This is a genomic window from Acuticoccus mangrovi, from assembly GCF_016411865.1.
GTDB classification, from domain to species: Bacteria; Pseudomonadota; Alphaproteobacteria; order Rhizobiales; family Amorphaceae; genus Acuticoccus; species Acuticoccus mangrovi.
The window spans coordinates 63,709-78,493 of record NZ_JAEKJA010000021.1 but is presented as its reverse complement, the minus strand read 5'-3'; the positions used below and the strand labels follow the sequence as shown (position 1 = coordinate 78,493).

Sequence of the window (14,785 nt, the reverse complement as noted above, 5' to 3'; positions counted from 1 at the left end):
CACGGCCCCTTGTCTCCCGCCCCGGGCGTCACTATAACCCCCGCCAAGCCAACGGCCGGGCGCCCTTCGTCTATCGGTTAGGACGCCAGATTTTCATTCTGGAAAGAGGGGTTCGACTCCCCTAGGGCGTACCATCGCTCGCCTCGCAGGCGCGATCGGGCACGCGCCGAGCCGGCCCCTATTCCCATCCGCCTTCCGCGCATCATCGTTTGACCGAGGCGGCCCGCTGTGGTCCGACAGATCGTGGGAGGAGCGCCCCATGGGCCTCCCCAAGAAGAATTCGGAAGACGGGAGAGGACAATGTCCGACGGCACCATGCACCACCTTCTGCGCGCGGCGGCGGTCGCCCTCTGCGTCGGCTTCGCCACGGCGGCGGCGGCCGAAGGCTGCGGCGACGACGCCACCCAGGCCGACCTCAACGAATGCGCCGCCAAAGCCTACGAGGCCGCCGACGACGCGCGCGACGCCAAATATCAGGCGATCCTCGCCCGCCTCGCGAGCGACAGCGACGCGGCGGCGCTGCTGCGCGCGGCCGAAGAGGCGTGGGTCGCCTACCGCGACGCCGAATGCACCTTCGCCACCTCGGCGGTGTCCGGCGGATCGATCTACCCGCTCGTCTGGGCCGAGTGCCTCACCGGGCTCACCAAGGCGCGCACCGAAACGCTCGATGCCTACCTGTCGTGCGAGGAAGGCGACACCGCCTGCCCCGTGCCGCCGCAATAGGCGGGCCGTGCATCTACGCAACGTCCATGCGGCTCACCGCCCGCAATGCGAGTCGGCCGGACAGCGCATCCCACTCGCCATCGAGCGCTGACAAGAGGCTCCAACTCTTTGGATGCGAGAACGCATTCCCACTCGAATGATTCCACGCGAGTGGGACGTGCGCTACCCGACGAAGGCGATCAGCCGGCCGAGCGCCAGCACCATCAGCCACAGTACCAGCGACACGCCGGCATGGATGGCGCGACGGCGCGCCCCCGCCCGCTCCATGAACCACCCGTAGGCGGCGTGGAGCACGAGCGCGCTCGCGGTCCCGAGGGCGACGAGAATGAGCTTCGCCTGCACCACCGCGAGCGCCGCATATTCGCTGGCGCGGACGGCGAAGAGCACCGCCCCCGTCGCCGCGGCGAGAGCGAGCCCCACCCCCGCCGCCGGCACCAGGACGCGGGCGATCGGCTCCTGCGGCACCCGGCCGAGCCCCAGCCGCACCAGGTTGAGCGGCACCATCGCCCCGACGAGAAGAGCGATGCCGAGCACGTGCGCGCCGCTCAGCGCGGCGTAGCCCCAGCGCGCGCCGCGGGCCCAGGTCGCGAGGCCGCTCCCCTCGAGCGCGGCGAGTAGCCCCTCCATCAGCTCCGCGCCGGGTAGAGCTCGTAGACCTTGCCGGCGATGGTGATGCGCTCGGCCTTCATCAAGCGCTCGTCGGGGTCGGCGCTCGGCTCCCCCTCGATGGTGACCTCCACCCCCTCGGCGAGGTCGCCGTCGACAAGGCCGGCACGGGCGTTGCGCCACGGCTGCCCCACCTCCACCGTCCAGAGTTCGCCCTCCGCGTCCACCTCGAGCACGCCGTGCGGATTGCCGAGGGAAACCGAGCGGATGATCCCGGTCAGCACGATGTTGCCGCCCGTCGTCCAGGCCCAACCGTGGTGGGCGAGGGCCGGCGTCGCGAGCACCAGGCCGAGGCCGGTGGCAAGAGCGGTGGCGAGGGTCGTTCGGCGTGTCATCGTCATGGCATCGTCTCCCCGTGTCCCACCGGGCGAGATAGGCGACGATCGGGCGCGGGCGACGGGCTGCGACATCAAATGGCGATGAACTGCATTTCCCCCCTTGGCGAACGCACGAAAACCGATTAGGTGACGGTTCCCACGGAGCCACGCGCCCTTCGTCTATCGGTTAGGACGCCAGATTCTCATTCTGGAAAGAGGGGTTCGATTCCCCTAGGGCGTGCCAATCTCGCCGCCCGCGCCAGGTCTCTTCTCCCGCCACTTCCTTCGCCCTCGCCGCCGGCGTTTTACAACCGCGACGTCGTGTCGTACCCCCGCGCGAACAACACTCGGGAGGAACGAGGGATGACGAAGCCCACCATCGTGCTCACCGGCGCCGCAGGGGGCGTCGGCGGGATGCTGCGGCCGCTCCTTGCCGCGCGCTACCGCCTCATCCTGTCCGACCGCACCGAGCCGCCCGCCGATCTCACCGCCGAGGAGACCTGGCACACCGCGGACCTCACCGACCGCGCCGCCGTGGACGAGCTGATGCGCGGCGCCGACGGCCTCATCCATCTCGGCGGCCAGTCCGTCGAGGCCGACTGGCAGACGGTGCACGACGCCAACATCGCCGGCCTCTGGAACATCTACGACGCCTGCCGCGCCGAAGGGGTGGCGCGCATCATCTTCGCCTCCTCCAACCACGCGGTGGGGTTTTATCCGCGCACCCGCCGGATCGGCGTCGATCAGGCCGTGCGTCCCGACGGTCTCTACGGGGTATCGAAGGCGTTCGGCGAGGCACTCGGCTCGCTGTTTGCCGACAAGCACGGGCTGCGCGTCATGTCGATCCGCATCGGCAACGTCGCCGAGAAGCCGGCCGACCATCGGCGCCTGTCCATCTGGCTGCACCCGGAAGACCTCGCCCAGCTCATCGACATCGGGCTGACCCACCCCGACATCCATCACGCGATCGTCTATGGCGCCTCCCACAACGAGCGCGCCTGGTGGGACAACTCGGCCGCCTTCGCCCTCGGCTACGCGCCCAAGCACCATGCCGAGGATCATGTCGACTACGCGATGGCCGAGCAGGCGAAGCTTCCCGCCGATCCGGTCGGCGACCTCCTGCAGGGCGGCGCCTTCTGCGCCGACGGCTTCGACGGCGATCTCTCCCGCACCCTTTCCGCCCGACTGCCGCGGTGATAGTGCACGGCGATCGCCCGCAACAGGACCGTCCGCCATGCTGACCTTCAGCACGCTGATCCTCTTCGTGCCCGCGGCGGCACTGGTCGCCGCCTCGCCGGGGGCCAACAATCTCCTGTCGCTCGGCAACGGGATGCGCTCGGGCTTCGCCCCCACCGCGCTGAGCCTGTCCGGCCGCCTCGCCGCCTTTGCGATCCTGCTCGCCCTGGTGATCGCCGGCCTCGGCGCGGTGGTCGCCGCCTCCGAGGTCGCCTTCACCGTCATCAAGTGGGTGGGCGTCGGCTATCTCGCCTTCCTCGGCGTCAAGACCTGGCGGGCGCGGGTCGTGAGCCACGGTCCGGTGAAGGCGGGCACGCCGATGAGCCTTGCCCGCAAGGAGTTCGCCGTCGCCATCACCAATCCCAAGGCGATGCTCCTCTTCACCGCCTTCATCCCGCAGTTCGTGGACATGAGTGGCTCGGTCGCAAGCCAGCTCGTCGCCCTCGGCGCGCTCTATCTCGTCATCGAGTTCGCGATGGCGTGCGGCTACGCCCTCGCCGGCGCCCTCTTGCGCCGCTTCGAGCTGACGGCGGCGCGCCAGCGCCTGATGAACCGCATCAGCGGCGGCATGATGCTGGGCGCGGCCGGCCTCCTCGCCACCACCGCCCAGCGCTCGTGACGATCGCCGTCACCCCCGTCGCCACCCACCGCGGCGAGACGGTGCACGAAGCCCGCCTCACCTCCGACAGCGTCGCGCTCAGCCTCCTCAGCTACGGCGCGGTGGTGCGCGACTGGAAGGTGCGCGATCGCACGGGCACGCCGCGCACCGTAACCCTCGGCTTCGAGACGTTCGAGCCCTATCCCGCCCACAGCCGGTCCTTCGGCGTCGTCGCGGGCCGTGTCGCGAACCGCATCGCCGAAGGGCGCTTCACCCTCGACGGCGAGCGCCACGCTCTCGACCGCAACGAGGGGCGCCACCACCTCCACGGTGGCCGCGCCGGCTTCGGTCAGCGTCTCTGGGCGATGGCCGCCGACGGCGACACCCTGCACCTCACGCTGACGAGCGCGGACGGCGACATGGGCTATCCCGGCCGCGTCGCCGTGACGGTGGACGTGACGCTCGCCGACGCCACCGTCACCTTCGACATGACCGCGGTGCCCGACCGGCCGACGCCCGTCGCCCTCGCCCAGCACTCCTACTACGCCCTCGGCGGGCCGACGGCCGAGCACGTGCTGATGGTCGACGCCGATCGGATCACCGCCACCGATCGCGACAACATCCCGACCGGGACGCTCGCCGCCGTGGCCGGCACGCCGCTCGACTTCCGCACCCCGCGCCGCGTCGGCGATGTCCCGATCGACAACAACTTCTGCCTCAACGGGCGCGACCGTCCCGCCGTGGCCGGGGCACCTGCGGTGACGCTGGAGGGCGAGGCGATGCGCCTCTCCCTCACCACCGACCGGCCGGGCGTTCAGGTCTACAACGCCGCCAACATGCCGCCGATCCCGGTGCCGGGCCTCGACGGGGTGCGCTACGGCCCCTTCGCCGGCATCGCCCTCGAGGCGCAGGACTGGCCGGACGCCGTCAACCACCCCACCTTCCCCTCGGTCATCGCGACACCCGAGCGGCCCTATCGCCAGACGACACGGATCACCATCACGCCGCGCTGAGGGGGGAAGGCGCCATCTCGCTTGCGCTCGGTACGGTGGCCCGCTACCCCTCGGAAAAACACAATGGGAGGGAGCCAGCGATGTATCAGGGTGTCGTCGACACGGCGTTGCTCCGCCGCAGCGTGATTGCCGTTCCACCCCTCTGCCTCAATGCCGAGCTGCGACCCGCTCCGGCCGAGATGAAGCGGCTGCACGACCATCTGACGGCCGGCGGCGTCACCAGCATCCTCTATGGCGGCAACGCGGCGTTCTACCATGTCGGCGTCGCCGACTACGGCGCGATCCTCGACGCCATCGAGGAGAGCGCCCCGGCCGACGCCTGGATGATCCCGTCGATCGGCCCCGACTTCGGTCGCATGATGGATCAGGCGGCGATCCTGTCCACCCGCGCCTTCCCGACCGCGATGGTGCTGCCCGTCGCCCGCCCCTTCCCGTTCACCGAGGACGGCGTCGTCGACGGCATCCGCCGCGCCGCGGCCCGCTTCGGCCGCCCCCTCACCGTCTACCTGAAGAACGAGGCGGCGCTCTGCCCCGCGTCGGTCGCGGCGCTGTTGCGCGAGGGAACCGCCGCCGCCATCAAATACGCCATCGACCGGCCGGACCCCGCCGACGACGCCTTCCTCGACGCGCTGCTCGACGCCGTCGGGTCGGCGGACCGGATCGTGTCGGGCATGGGCGAGCGGCCGGTGATCGCCCAATGGGGCAAGGGGTTGCGCGGCTTCACCTCGGGCTCTGTGTCGATCGCGCCGGCGCTCTCCACCGCCTTCAAGGCCGCGCTCGAGGCGGGCCGGCCCGACGAGGCCGACGCCATCTGGCAGCGCCTGCGCCCGCTCGAGGACCTGCGCGACGAGATCAGCCAGATCCGCGTGCTCCACGAGGCCGTGGACCAGGCCGGCATCGCCGCCACCGGGCCGATGCTGCCACTTCTTTCCCGCCTAGGAGCGGCCGACGCGGCGCGCGTGCGCGACGTGGCGAAGGCGCTCCTTTCCGCTAACCACCCGACGGCCCAGGCGGCCGAATAGGACCAATCATGGATCTGCATCAGAACCTTATCGGCGGCGAATGGACGGGCGGCGAAGACGCCAGCGACAACATCAACCCGTCCGACACCAACGATGTGATCGGCCGCTACGCCCGGGCCGACGCGGCCGCGACGCGCGAGGCGATCGCCGCCGCCAAGGCCGCCGCACCGGCGTGGGCGCGGTCCAACCCGGCGCAGCGTCACGCGATCCTGTCGGCCGCGGCCGCCGAGATCATGGCGCGCAAGGCCGAGCTCGGCGAGCTCCTCGCCCGCGAGGAGGGCAAGACGCTCGCCGAGGGCATCGGCGAGGCGGCGCGTGCGGGTCAGATCTTCGACTTCTTCGCCGGCGAGACGCTGCGCCTTGCGGGCGACGTGCTGCCCTCGATCCGCCCCAACGTGGGCATCGAGATCACCCGCGAGCCGATGGGCGTCGTCGGCATCATCACGCCGTGGAACTTCCCGATCGCCATTCCGGCGTGGAAGATCGCGCCGGCGCTCTGCTACGGCAACACCATCGTCTTCAAGCCGGCCGACCTCGTGCCGGGGTGCGCCTGGGCGATCGCCGACATCCTGAAGCGCGCCGGCCTGCCCGACGGCGTCCTCAACCTCGTGATGGGCCGCGGCTCGGTGGTGGGCGAGGCGATCCTCGATTCGGCCGACGTCGACGCCGTGACCTTCACCGGCTCGGTGGGCACCGGCAAGCACGTCGCCGCGAAGTGCGCCCAATATATGCGCAAGGTGCAGCTCGAGATGGGCGGCAAGAACCCCCTCGTGGTGCTCGACGACGCCGACCTCGGCATCGCCGTCGACTGCGCGATCAACGGCGCCTTCTTCTCCACCGGCCAGCGCTGCACCGCCTCCTCGCGCCTCATCGTGACCGAGGGCATCCACGACAAGTTCGTCGCCGCGACGATCGACAAGCTGAAGGCCCTCACCGTCGACGACGCACGCAAGGACGGCACCCACATCGGCCCCGTCGTCGACCAGAAGCAGCTCGACACCGACCTCAAATATCTCGACATCGGCCGCTCCGAGGACAGCGCCAACCTCGCCTGGGGCGGTGAGCTCCTCAACCGGGCGACGCCGGGCTTCTACCTCCAGCCCGCCCTCTTCACCGAGACCACCAACGATATGCGGATCAACCGCGAGGAGATCTTCGGCCCGGTGGCGACGGTGATCCGCGCCAAGGACTACGACGAGGCGCTGGCGCTCGCCAACGACACCCCGTTCGGCCTCTCCTCCGGCATCTGCACCACCAGCCTCAAATATGCGACGCACTTCAAGCGCAACGCCGAGGCCGGGATGGTGATGGTCAACCTGCCGACCGCGGGCGTCGATCCGCACGTGCCGTTCGGCGGGCGCAAGGGGTCGAGCTACGGCCCGCGCGAGCAGGGCCGGTACGCGGCCGAATTCTACACCACCGTCAAGACCGCCTACTCGCTCGCTTGAGCGCGCCAAAGGACCCATCGATGAACGACGCCGCCTCCCTCGCCGCCGCCTTCAAGGGCGCCGGCCCCATCGCCGAACTCGAGAACAAGCCGGCCGACGTCGTCGCCGGCTACGCCCTGCAGGACGCGGTGCGGGCGGCTCTCGGCGGCGCCGTCATCGGCTGGAAGCTCGCCCAGACCACCCCGGCGGCGCAGGCCGCCGCCGGCATCGACGCGCCGACCGTGGCGCCGCTCCTCGACGGGATGATCTTCCCCGCCGATCACGTCTTCCCCGCCAAGGCCTTCTATAAGCCTGAGGCCGAGGCCGAGATCGCGCTGGAGCTCGCCGCCCCCATCGAGGGGCCGGTGTCGCCCGACGAGGTGTTCGGCGCCTGCGCCGGCTTCCGCCTCGCCATCGAGATCGCCGATACGCGCTATGTCGACAAGCCGGCGATGGTGCCCTCGGGCGTCATCGCCGACATGAACTCCTGCGGCGCCCTCATCGTGGGCCCGCTGATGGCGATGGACGGCTACGAGGCCGCCGTCTCCGCCCCCGTCACCACGCAGCTCGGCGGCGGCGGCATCGTCGAGAGCCTGCCTCCGGAAGGACGGCCCGACCCGCTTGCCGTGGTCTCGTTCCTCTCCCACTTCGTCACCGAGCGGGGGGAGACGCTGCCTGCCGGCATGATCATCACCACCGGCACCCACACCAAGCCGACGCCCACCGGACCCGGCCTCGTGATCGTGGAGTTCGAAGGCGTCGGCAAGGTGGCCGCCCGCCTCGACGTACCCTGGTCGTAATCCGGAAGCCCTGATCCGAGGGGCCTGATCGGGGCATTCCGCTTGGAAGACGCGGGGCGCTCCCCTCCAGCGCCCCGCGTTCCGACCGCCACGCCGCGGACAAGGCGTGGCGACGGGATCAGGCCGCCCGGTAGGCGGCGGTGGGCAGGCGATTGCGCGCCGGCCGGTCCTCCGGAAGCCGCAACTTCCGGTAGTCTTCCAACAGCTTGAACTGAGCGGTCACCGCATTGTCGATGGCGCGCAGCCGGTCGAGCACCAGCCCGAGCGCCACCACCAGGATCCCCGCCACGAACACGACGAACGCACTCGACAACACCGTCATCAGCCACAGCGGATCCATGGCGGACGCCGCAAAGCCGACGACGAACCCACACAGCACCATCAGCGTGCCAATCAGCTTCAACATGATCGCCATTGTGCCCTCCACCGTCGCGAGCACAATCTTACGGAGTTATCCACAACTCCGCAACCTCTGATTAATAAATCAGCCGTCGAAAAGCGTCGACTGCGGTCCGCCCGACGGGGTCGGCAGGCCGAGGTGGGTGAACGCCCGCGCCGTGAGGAGCCGCCCCCGCGGCGTGCGCTGCAGGTAGCCCTGCTGCAACAGGTAGGGCTCGACGATGTCCTCCAGCGCGTCGCGCGGCTCCGACAGCGCCGCAGCCAGCGTCTCGATGCCCACCGGCCCGCCGCCATAGTGCTCGGCGATCAGCCCCAGATAGCGCCGGTCGAGGAGGTCGAGCCCCGCCGCGTCCACGTCGAGGCGCAGGAGGGCGGTGTCCGCCACCTCCCGGTCGATGGCATCCGCCCCGCCGACGATGGCGAAGTCCCGCACCCGGCGCAGCAGGCGGTTGGCGATGCGCGGCGTTCCCCGCGCCCGCCGCGCGATCTCCCGCGCCCCGTCCTCGGTGGTGGTGATGCCGAGGAGCCGCGCCCCGCGCGACACGATGAAGGCGAGGTCCTCGTCGGAATAAAATTCCAGCCGCAGCGGAATGCCGAAGCGGTCGCGCAGCGGCGTCGTCAGAAGCCCCAGCCGCGTCGTCGCCGCGACGAGGGTGAAGCGGGAGAGGTCGATCTTCACCGAGCGCGCCGCCGGGCCCTCGCCGATGATGAGGTCGAGCTGAAAATCCTCCATCGCCGGATAGAGGATCTCCTCCACGTGCGGCGACAGGCGGTGGATCTCGTCGATGAACAGAACGTCGCGCTCCTCGAGGTTGGTGAGGAGGGCGGCGAGATCGCCGGCCTTCGCGATCACCGGGCCGGAGGTGGAGCGGAAGTTGACGCCGAGCTCCTTGGCGACGATCTGGGCGAGCGTCGTCTTGCCGAGCCCCGGCGGGCCGACGAGGAGCACGTGGTCGAGCGCGTCGCCGCGCGAGCGGGCCGCCTTCACGAACACGTCGAGATTGGCGCGCGCGGCCGGCTGACCCACGAACTCGGCGAGCCGCTGGGGGCGCAGCGCCGCGTCGTAGTCGTCGCTCTGCGCCTCGGGGGAAAGGGCGGGGTTGTTCATCGCAATGCCTCGCAGCGCCGCCGCGCCGTTCGTTCGCGTGGGAGCGCGCCGGCCGTCACGCCGCGAGCGCCTTGAGGCCGCCGCGGATCAGCTCCGCCGCGCTCGCCTCCGGCGCCGCCGCCCGCAGCCGCATCACCGTGGCCCGCGCCTCCCGCTCGTCATAGCCGAGATTGACGAGCGCCGATACCGCGTCCGCCAGCGCCTCGTCGCCCACCGCCGGCGCGTCGGCGGTGGCGGCGATCGGCGGCATGGCCATCGTCGCCACCTTCGACTTCAGCTCCGTCACGATGCGCTCGGCGACGCGCTTGCCGACCCCCGGCGCCCGCGCCACCGCCACCCGGTCGCCGGCGGCGATGGCGGTCGCGAGCTCGTCGGGCGACAGCACCGAGAGCACCCCGAGCGCCACCTTCGCCCCCACCGCCTGCACGCTCTGGAGGAGGCGGAACCAGTCCCGCGCCGTGCCGTGGCGGAAGCCGTAGAGGCGGATCATGTCCTCCCGCACCACCGTCTCGATCACCAGGGTGACGGTCTCGCCCGGCCGCAGCGCCGCGAGGTCGCGGCTTGCCATGTGCACCTCGTAGCCCACGCCGTGGACGTCGATGATGGCGACGTCCGCCGCCCCCGACTCGACCACCTCACCGCGCAGGCGGCCGATCACGCGGCGATCCTCATCCGCGCCGTGCGGCGATGGCTCGCGTGGCAGATAGCGATCGCCAGCGCGTCGAAGGCGTGCTCGGTCTTCGCGACGGCCTTCGGCAACAGCATGCGCACCATGTGGCGGATCTGGTGCTTGTCGGCGTGGCCGGCTCCCACGACGGTCTTCTTGACGAGGTTCGGCGCATATTCGGCGACCGACACGCCCGCCTGCGCCGGGGCGAGCAGGGCGATGCCGCGCGCCTGTCCGAGCTTCAGCGTCGCCCGCCCGTCGCGCGAGACGAAGGTCTCTTCCACCGCCACCTCGTCCGGCGCGATCTCGGCGATGACCCCGCTCAGGCCCTGGTAGAGGCAGGACAGGCGCTCGGCGAGGCTCTCCGCGGCGTCCGAGGTGATCGTCCCGGCGCCGAGGAAGGCGAGCGCCGAGCCCTCGGCGCGGATCGCGCCCCAGCCGGTCGCCCGCAGCCCCGGATCGATCCCCAGTATGATGACCGCCATCGGTGTCCTCCTCGAAGGCGGCTACACTATGGGGGAGGAGTGAACCGTCCGTCACCAGCAAAGCCGGGATGCGATGGTCGCCCCCGGCCGGTCCGGTCTACTCGGCGTAGTTGGACGGGAACAGAGCCTTTTTCGTCACCTCGTCGACATCCACCTTGAAGTCGATCCCCGCGGCGACGGCGCGGGCGCGGGCGACCGCCGGACGCTCCTCCATCGCCGCGAACCAACGCGCCACCTCCGGATAGGCGGCGAGCCCGCCCTCGCCGAGCACCCGCACGTGGCGGTCGATCCAGCCCCACGCCGCGACGTCGGCGATGGTGTAGGTGTCACCGACGATGTAGGCGCGGCCGGCGAGGTGGTTGTCGAGCACCCGGTAGTGGCGGTGCGCCTCGAAGCGGTAGCGGCGCTTGGCGTAGTCGCCCCCGTCGGCTGCGCCGGCGGTCTGGAAGTGCACCCATTGGCCGGAGAACGGCCCGAGCCCCGAGGCGATCCAGAAGAGCCACGACAACAGCTCGGCCCGGTCCGAGGCTTCGCCGAGGAGCGCGGAATGCTTCTCGGCGAGGTAGAGCAGGATCGCGTTGGAATCGAACACCCGCACCCCGTCGTCGAGGATCGCCGGCGCCTTGCCGTTGGGGTTGATCTCGTGGAAGGCCTCGGCGTGGTGCTCGCCCTTATAGGTGTCGACGGGCACGAGGTCGTATTCGAGGCCGAGCTCCTCGAGGAGAAGGGCGACCTTCATCGGGTTCGGCGTGCGGTGGAAGAACAAGCGGATCATAGGCCTCTCGCGGGCTGGAACGTTGCCGGTTCCCTAGCCCGCCGGCATTCTCCCACCAATAGGCGCCATAGCACATTTTCGCGAGCGGCGGCCGCCTCACCCCAACCGCCTCACCCCATGGGGCGGCCCTCGATCGGGTATTGCGGATCGACGAAGTTGGGCACCGCGTGGAAGCCCGGTGACACCAGCGCGTCGATCGCCGCTTCGTCGTCCGCGCTCCACGCCACGTCGGTGGCGCCGAGATAGGATTCGAGCTGCTCCACCGTGCGCGGGCCCACCACGGCGCCCGCCACCATCGGGTTCGCCAGTACGAAGGCGATGGCGTAGGCTGGCGGGTCGATGCCGAGCCCCCTCGCCCGCTCCACCACCTTGTTGGCCGCGGCGATGGTGAGGGGGTTGAACTCCGTCTCCATGATGCGCGCGTCCGACACGGCGGCGCGGCTGTCCGCCGGCAGCTGGTCGCCGGCATATTTGCCGGACAGCACGCCGCGGGCGAGCGGGCTATAGGGAAACACCGAGATGCCGAACGCGTCGCAGGCGGGCAGCAGCTCCACCTCGATCACCCGGTTCAGCGCGTGATAGTAAGGCTGGCACACCACCGGCCGAGTGATGTTCGCCTCGTCGCAATAGCGTACCAGCTCCGCCACCCGCCACGCCTTGTGGTTCGACACGCCGATGTGGCGCACCAGGCCGCCGCGCACGAGGTCTTCGAGCGTGCGCACCGTCTCCTCCAGCGGCGTGTTCGGGTCCTCCTTGTGCAGATAGAGGACGTCGAGCCGGTCGGTGCCGAGACGCTTCAGCGAGCGCGGCACCTGCTGCATGATCCACGACCGCGACAGGCCGCGATGGTTGGGGTCGCCGCTCGAAGGCGTCGCCACCTTGCTCGCGAGGACGACGTTGTCCCGGTCGGCGCCGATGACGCGGCCCGTCACCTCCTCGGACCGGCCGCCATTATAGTTGTCGGCGGTGTCGATGAAGTTGATTCCCGCCTCGCGGGCGCGGGCGTAGATGCGCGCCGCTTCGGTCTCGTCGGTGCGGGCACCGAAGGTCATCGTGCCCAGGCAGAGACGCGAAACAGTGAGGCCGCTGCGGCCGAGACGTGTCGTTGCGCTCATTCCTACCCCGCTTTAATGAAGGCGATATCTGACGTACCGCTGAGTCATGACGCAACCGACCATACCCCTCGAATCCTTGTCGATCCATGGGGCGGGCCTTCACCGTCCCGAGTGCGTCGTCGTCCACGATAGCGGCTGCATCGTCGTGCCCGACTGGACGGACGAAGGGGGCGTCGCCGTCGTCGAGATCGCGAGCGGCCGCGTCGGCCACGTCCTCGCCCGCCGCGCCGGCGCCGGCCTCAAGCCCAACGGCATCATGCTGGAGGCGGGCGGCAGCGTGCTTCTCACCCACCTCGGCGCCGAGGACGGCGGCGTCTACCGCCTCTTCCCCGACGGTCGCGACGAGCCGGTGCTGACCGCCGCGGACGGCGCCCCGCTGCCGCCGACCAACTTCGTCGCCAAGGACCCGCAAGGCCGGCTCTACGTCACCGTCTCGACCCGCCACGTGCCGCGCCACCGCGCCGCCCATGCCGGCGTGCGCGACGGCTTCATCGTGCTCTGTCCGGTCGACGGCGAACCGCGCATCGTCGCCGACGGGCTCGGCTACACCAACGAGTGCGTCTTCGACGCCGCCGGCCGCCACCTCTACGTCAACGAGACGTTCAGCCGCGAGACGAGCCGCTTCGCCGTCGCTCCCGATGGTAGCCTCGGCCCCCGCGAGGTGGTCGCCCGCTACGGCGACGGCATCTATCCCGACGGCCTCGCCTTCGACGTCGAAGGCGGCCTCTGGGTGACCTCCATCGTGTCCAACACCGTGCTGCGGGTGCTGCCCGACGGCTCGCGCACGCTGATGGTGCAGGACCGCGACGACGACTATGTCGCCGTGATGGAGCGGGCCTACGGCGCTGGCTCGCTCACCCGGGAGCTGCTCGACGCGCACCACGCCGGGCGCCTCAAGAACATCTCCAACCTCGCCTTCGGCGGCGAGGGTCACCGGACGATCTTTCTCGGCTGCCTCGCGGGCGAGGCCATCGTGAGCCTGCCGGCTCCCGTCGCCGGCCTGCCGCTGCCGCAGCAGAGCGTCGACATCGCCCCGCTCGTCGCGGCGGCGTTCGCCTGAGCCTCAGGCGAGCGCGGCCGTCAGCCTATCGGTATCGGTGATCCAGCCGAAGAGGTGGCCCTCGCTCGCGATGATCGCCAAGGTCGCCGCCTGCAGCACCTCGCTCTGGGTGGCGCAGGCGTCGGCCACCGTGAGGCAGCGGAAGCCGCGATCGACCGCCTCGCGCAGCGTGGTGTGGACGCAGCATTGGGTGGTGACGCCGGTGAGGATCAGGTCGCGGATCCCGCGTTGCCGCAACCGGTGCTCCAGATCCGTCGCGTAGAAGGCGCCGAAGCCGGGCTTGTCGATCACCCATTCGCCGGGAGCGGGCGCCAGCTCGTCGACGAAGTCGTGCCCCCGCTCGCCGCGCACGAAGAAGCGCCCGAGCGGACCCTCCGCGCCGATCTCGATGCCCGATTCCAGATATTGCAGGCGCTTGGCGGGCGGCACGTCGGCAAGGTCCGGGGCGTGACCCTCGCGGGTGTGGGCGATGGCGATCCCCGCCCCCCTCGCCGCCTCCACCACGCGCTTGACGTTGGGGATCACCGCGGCGAGCGGGAGAATATCGCCCCCCGCCGCGCCGATCGCCCCTTGCGGATCGAGGAATTCGCGCTGCATGTCGATGACGAGAAGCGCCGTCCGCCCCGGATCGAAGGCGAAGGTGCGGCCGTGACGGCAATCGACGGTGAGGCTCATGACTAACCCTTCGGACAGTGACGCCGCGAGCCTATGGCGGGATGATCCCGTCCCGCAATCGTGGCAGGGCCTGTGGCGCCGCCTCGCCCTCGAACGCGCCGACGGGACCGACGACACGACCGCTCGCGTCCTGTGGCTGCAGACCGCCCACCTCTATGTCGACCTGCGCCAGCCCGCCGGCCGTCCGGACTTCACCGGCGTGACGGGCTTTGCCGATCTCACCCCCGAGATGCGCCGCTATCTCGCGAGCCAAGGCGGCTTCGCCGGCACCCTGCGCTGGCGCGGCGACGACGCCCACTGGCAGCGCCGCATCGACTTCTCGCCGCCCGCGGGCCCGCCCGACGAGGGCACCCTCGTGCGCGACCGGCGCATGATGACCGAGCACGGCATCCACCACGCCTATGTCGAGCACTGGTGGGACGACGCCCCCGGCGCGCCGCTCGCCGTGGTGCTCGACGCGCCGCGCCACATCGTGGTGCGGGCCGGCGACGCGTTCCTCTCCGCCGAGGAGCGCCGGCCCGTGCCGCCTCCGCCGGGCACTCTCGTCGCGAGCGTCGAGGCCGGCGCGGATCCCGCCGCCCTCCTCGACTGCGAGATCTCGCTCGGCCGGATCGCGGACGGCCGCTGGCTGATCCTCCACTCGACGCTGCCCTGGCGCGAGGGGTGCACGCTTTCCAACCCCGCCGCGACCCGCTAAGG

General features: G+C 70.7%; 18 protein-coding genes and 2 tRNA genes. 11 read left to right on the top strand and 9 right to left on the bottom strand.

The annotated features are described in order from the left end of the window. The first annotated feature begins 59 nt into the window (after nt 1–59). Both JCR33_RS19590 and JCR33_RS19585 read left to right on the top strand, forming a co-directional pair. Nucleotides 60–134, top strand: a tRNA-Glu gene (locus JCR33_RS19590). 166 nt (nt 135–300) lie between these two features. Next, nucleotides 301–723: a lysozyme inhibitor LprI family protein gene (locus JCR33_RS19585; protein ID WP_198883816.1), complete on the top strand. Its 423-nt coding sequence runs from the start codon at nt 301–303 to the stop codon at nt 721–723. Between the two features lie 162 nt (nt 724–885). Here JCR33_RS19585 and JCR33_RS19580 read toward each other — a convergent pair whose 3' ends face one another. Further along, on the bottom strand, nt 886–1,350 hold the full coding sequence (locus tag JCR33_RS19580; protein ID WP_198883815.1) for a DUF2214 domain-containing protein: 465 nt from the start codon (nt 1,348–1,350) through the stop codon (nt 886–888). Continuing rightward, nucleotides 1,350–1,724, bottom strand: a complete 375-nt coding sequence (locus JCR33_RS19575) for a DUF6152 family protein (RefSeq protein WP_211110439.1) — start codon at nt 1,722–1,724, stop codon at nt 1,350–1,352. Before JCR33_RS19575 ends, JCR33_RS19580 begins: the two co-directional genes overlap by 1 nt. A gap of 151 nt (nt 1,725–1,875) precedes the next feature. Here JCR33_RS19575 and JCR33_RS19570 point away from each other — a divergent pair. From JCR33_RS19570 to JCR33_RS19540, 7 genes are all read left to right on the top strand, one after another. Then, a tRNA-Glu gene (locus JCR33_RS19570) sits at nt 1,876–1,950 on the top strand. 119 nt (nt 1,951–2,069) lie between these two features. Further along, entirely contained in the window at nt 2,070–2,903 is an 834-nt protein-coding gene (locus tag JCR33_RS19565; protein ID WP_198883813.1) for an NAD-dependent epimerase/dehydratase family protein, read from the top strand. Nucleotides 2,904–2,940: 37 nt separating this feature from the next. Then, nucleotides 2,941–3,561, top strand: a complete 621-nt coding sequence (locus JCR33_RS19560) for a LysE family translocator (protein ID WP_198883812.1) — start codon at nt 2,941–2,943, stop codon at nt 3,559–3,561. Further along, nucleotides 3,558–4,553, top strand: coding sequence for an aldose epimerase family protein (locus JCR33_RS19555; protein WP_198883811.1), 996 nt, complete (start codon nt 3,558–3,560; stop codon nt 4,551–4,553). The genes JCR33_RS19560 and JCR33_RS19555 overlap by 4 nt, the downstream gene beginning before the upstream one ends. Nucleotides 4,554–4,633: 80 nt before the next feature. Beyond that, the gene (locus tag JCR33_RS19550; protein WP_198883810.1) at nt 4,634–5,575 is read left to right on the top strand and encodes a dihydrodipicolinate synthase family protein; all 942 of its coding nucleotides are present in this window, start codon (nt 4,634–4,636) and stop codon (nt 5,573–5,575) included. 8 nt (nt 5,576–5,583) lie between these two features. Then, a complete protein-coding gene (locus tag JCR33_RS19545; RefSeq protein ID WP_198883809.1) occupies nt 5,584–7,023 on the top strand; it encodes an aldehyde dehydrogenase family protein in 1,440 nt (479 codons plus the stop codon). Between the two features lie 20 nt (nt 7,024–7,043). Beyond that, nucleotides 7,044–7,802 (top strand): 2-keto-4-pentenoate hydratase, encoded by a 759-nt coding sequence (locus JCR33_RS19540; RefSeq protein ID WP_198883808.1) that lies wholly within the window; start codon nt 7,044–7,046, stop codon nt 7,800–7,802. Between the two features lie 118 nt (nt 7,803–7,920). On the opposite strand, the gene JCR33_RS19535 is transcribed toward JCR33_RS19540, so the two are convergent. The 6 genes from JCR33_RS19535 to JCR33_RS19510 all read right to left on the bottom strand — a co-directional run bounded on the left by JCR33_RS19535 (nt 7,921) and on the right by JCR33_RS19510 (nt 12,351). Beyond that, entirely contained in the window at nt 7,921–8,217 is a 297-nt protein-coding gene (locus JCR33_RS19535; protein ID WP_211110438.1) for a hypothetical protein, read from the bottom strand. 69 nt (nt 8,218–8,286) lie between these two features. After that, a complete protein-coding gene (gene ruvB, locus JCR33_RS19530; protein ID WP_198883806.1) occupies nt 8,287–9,309 on the bottom strand; it encodes a Holliday junction branch migration DNA helicase RuvB in 1,023 nt (340 codons plus the stop codon). A gap of 55 nt (nt 9,310–9,364) precedes the next feature. Further along, on the bottom strand, nt 9,365–9,967 hold the full coding sequence (ruvA, locus tag JCR33_RS19525) for a Holliday junction branch migration protein RuvA (protein WP_198883805.1): 603 nt from the start codon (nt 9,965–9,967) through the stop codon (nt 9,365–9,367). Further along, on the bottom strand, nt 9,964–10,461 hold the full coding sequence (gene ruvC / locus JCR33_RS19520) for a crossover junction endodeoxyribonuclease RuvC (protein WP_198883804.1): 498 nt from the start codon (nt 10,459–10,461) through the stop codon (nt 9,964–9,966). Before ruvC ends, ruvA begins: the two co-directional genes overlap by 4 nt. 97 nt (nt 10,462–10,558) lie before the next feature. Continuing rightward, nucleotides 10,559–11,236 carry a glutathione S-transferase family protein gene (locus JCR33_RS19515; protein WP_198883803.1) on the bottom strand — a complete coding sequence of 226 codons (678 nt, stop codon included), beginning with the start codon at nt 11,234–11,236 and terminating at the stop codon, nt 10,559–10,561. Nucleotides 11,237–11,346: 110 nt separating this feature from the next. After that, nucleotides 11,347–12,351, bottom strand: a complete 1,005-nt coding sequence (locus tag JCR33_RS19510) for an aldo/keto reductase (protein WP_198883802.1) — start codon at nt 12,349–12,351, stop codon at nt 11,347–11,349. Nucleotides 12,352–12,397: 46 nt separating this feature from the next. On the opposite strand from JCR33_RS19510, the gene JCR33_RS19505 reads away from it, so the two are divergent. Beyond that, the gene (locus tag JCR33_RS19505) at nt 12,398–13,411 is read left to right on the top strand and encodes an SMP-30/gluconolactonase/LRE family protein (protein WP_198883801.1); all 1,014 of its coding nucleotides are present in this window, start codon (nt 12,398–12,400) and stop codon (nt 13,409–13,411) included. Nucleotides 13,412–13,414: 3 nt separating this feature from the next. Here the strand turns inward: JCR33_RS19505 and JCR33_RS19500 are convergent, their stop codons facing one another. Beyond that, entirely contained in the window at nt 13,415–14,086 is a 672-nt protein-coding gene (locus tag JCR33_RS19500) for a cysteine hydrolase family protein (RefSeq protein ID WP_198883800.1), read from the bottom strand. Here JCR33_RS19500 and JCR33_RS19495 point away from each other — a divergent pair. Then, a complete protein-coding gene (locus tag JCR33_RS19495; RefSeq protein WP_198883799.1) occupies nt 14,085–14,783 on the top strand; it encodes a hypothetical protein in 699 nt (232 codons plus the stop codon). The genes JCR33_RS19500 and JCR33_RS19495 overlap by 2 nt on opposite strands. The last annotated feature ends 2 nt before the right edge of the window (nt 14,784–14,785 follow it).

Excerpts from the sequence above, each read along its gene's own strand:
- JCR33_RS19585 (WP_198883816.1), top strand. The coding sequence starts at position 301 with ATGTCCGACGGCACCATGCACCACCTTCTGCGCGCGGCGGCGGTCGCC.
- JCR33_RS19580 (WP_198883815.1), bottom strand. The coding sequence starts at position 1,350 with ATGGAGGGGCTACTCGCCGCGCTCGAGGGGAGCGGCCTCGCGACCTGG.
- JCR33_RS19575 (WP_211110439.1), bottom strand. The coding sequence starts at position 1,724 with ATGACACGCCGAACGACCCTCGCCACCGCTCTTGCCACCGGCCTCGGC.
- JCR33_RS19565 (WP_198883813.1), top strand. The coding sequence starts at position 2,070 with ATGACGAAGCCCACCATCGTGCTCACCGGCGCCGCAGGGGGCGTCGGC.
- JCR33_RS19560 (WP_198883812.1), top strand. The coding sequence starts at position 2,941 with ATGCTGACCTTCAGCACGCTGATCCTCTTCGTGCCCGCGGCGGCACTG.
- JCR33_RS19550 (WP_198883810.1), top strand. The coding sequence starts at position 4,634 with ATGTATCAGGGTGTCGTCGACACGGCGTTGCTCCGCCGCAGCGTGATT.
- JCR33_RS19545 (WP_198883809.1), top strand. The coding sequence starts at position 5,584 with ATGGATCTGCATCAGAACCTTATCGGCGGCGAATGGACGGGCGGCGAA.
- JCR33_RS19540 (WP_198883808.1), top strand. The coding sequence starts at position 7,044 with ATGAACGACGCCGCCTCCCTCGCCGCCGCCTTCAAGGGCGCCGGCCCC.
- JCR33_RS19535 (WP_211110438.1), bottom strand. The coding sequence starts at position 8,217 with ATGGCGATCATGTTGAAGCTGATTGGCACGCTGATGGTGCTGTGTGGG.
- ruvB (WP_198883806.1), bottom strand. The coding sequence starts at position 9,309 with ATGAACAACCCCGCCCTTTCCCCCGAGGCGCAGAGCGACGACTACGAC.
- ruvC (WP_198883804.1), bottom strand. The coding sequence starts at position 10,461 with ATGGCGGTCATCATACTGGGGATCGATCCGGGGCTGCGGGCGACCGGC.
- JCR33_RS19515 (WP_198883803.1), bottom strand. The coding sequence starts at position 11,236 with ATGATCCGCTTGTTCTTCCACCGCACGCCGAACCCGATGAAGGTCGCC.
- JCR33_RS19510 (WP_198883802.1), bottom strand. The coding sequence starts at position 12,351 with ATGAGCGCAACGACACGTCTCGGCCGCAGCGGCCTCACTGTTTCGCGT.
- JCR33_RS19505 (WP_198883801.1), top strand. The coding sequence starts at position 12,398 with ATGACGCAACCGACCATACCCCTCGAATCCTTGTCGATCCATGGGGCG.
- JCR33_RS19495 (WP_198883799.1), top strand. The coding sequence starts at position 14,085 with ATGACTAACCCTTCGGACAGTGACGCCGCGAGCCTATGGCGGGATGAT.
- JCR33_RS19500 (WP_198883800.1), bottom strand. The coding sequence starts at position 14,086 with ATGAGCCTCACCGTCGATTGCCGTCACGGCCGCACCTTCGCCTTCGAT.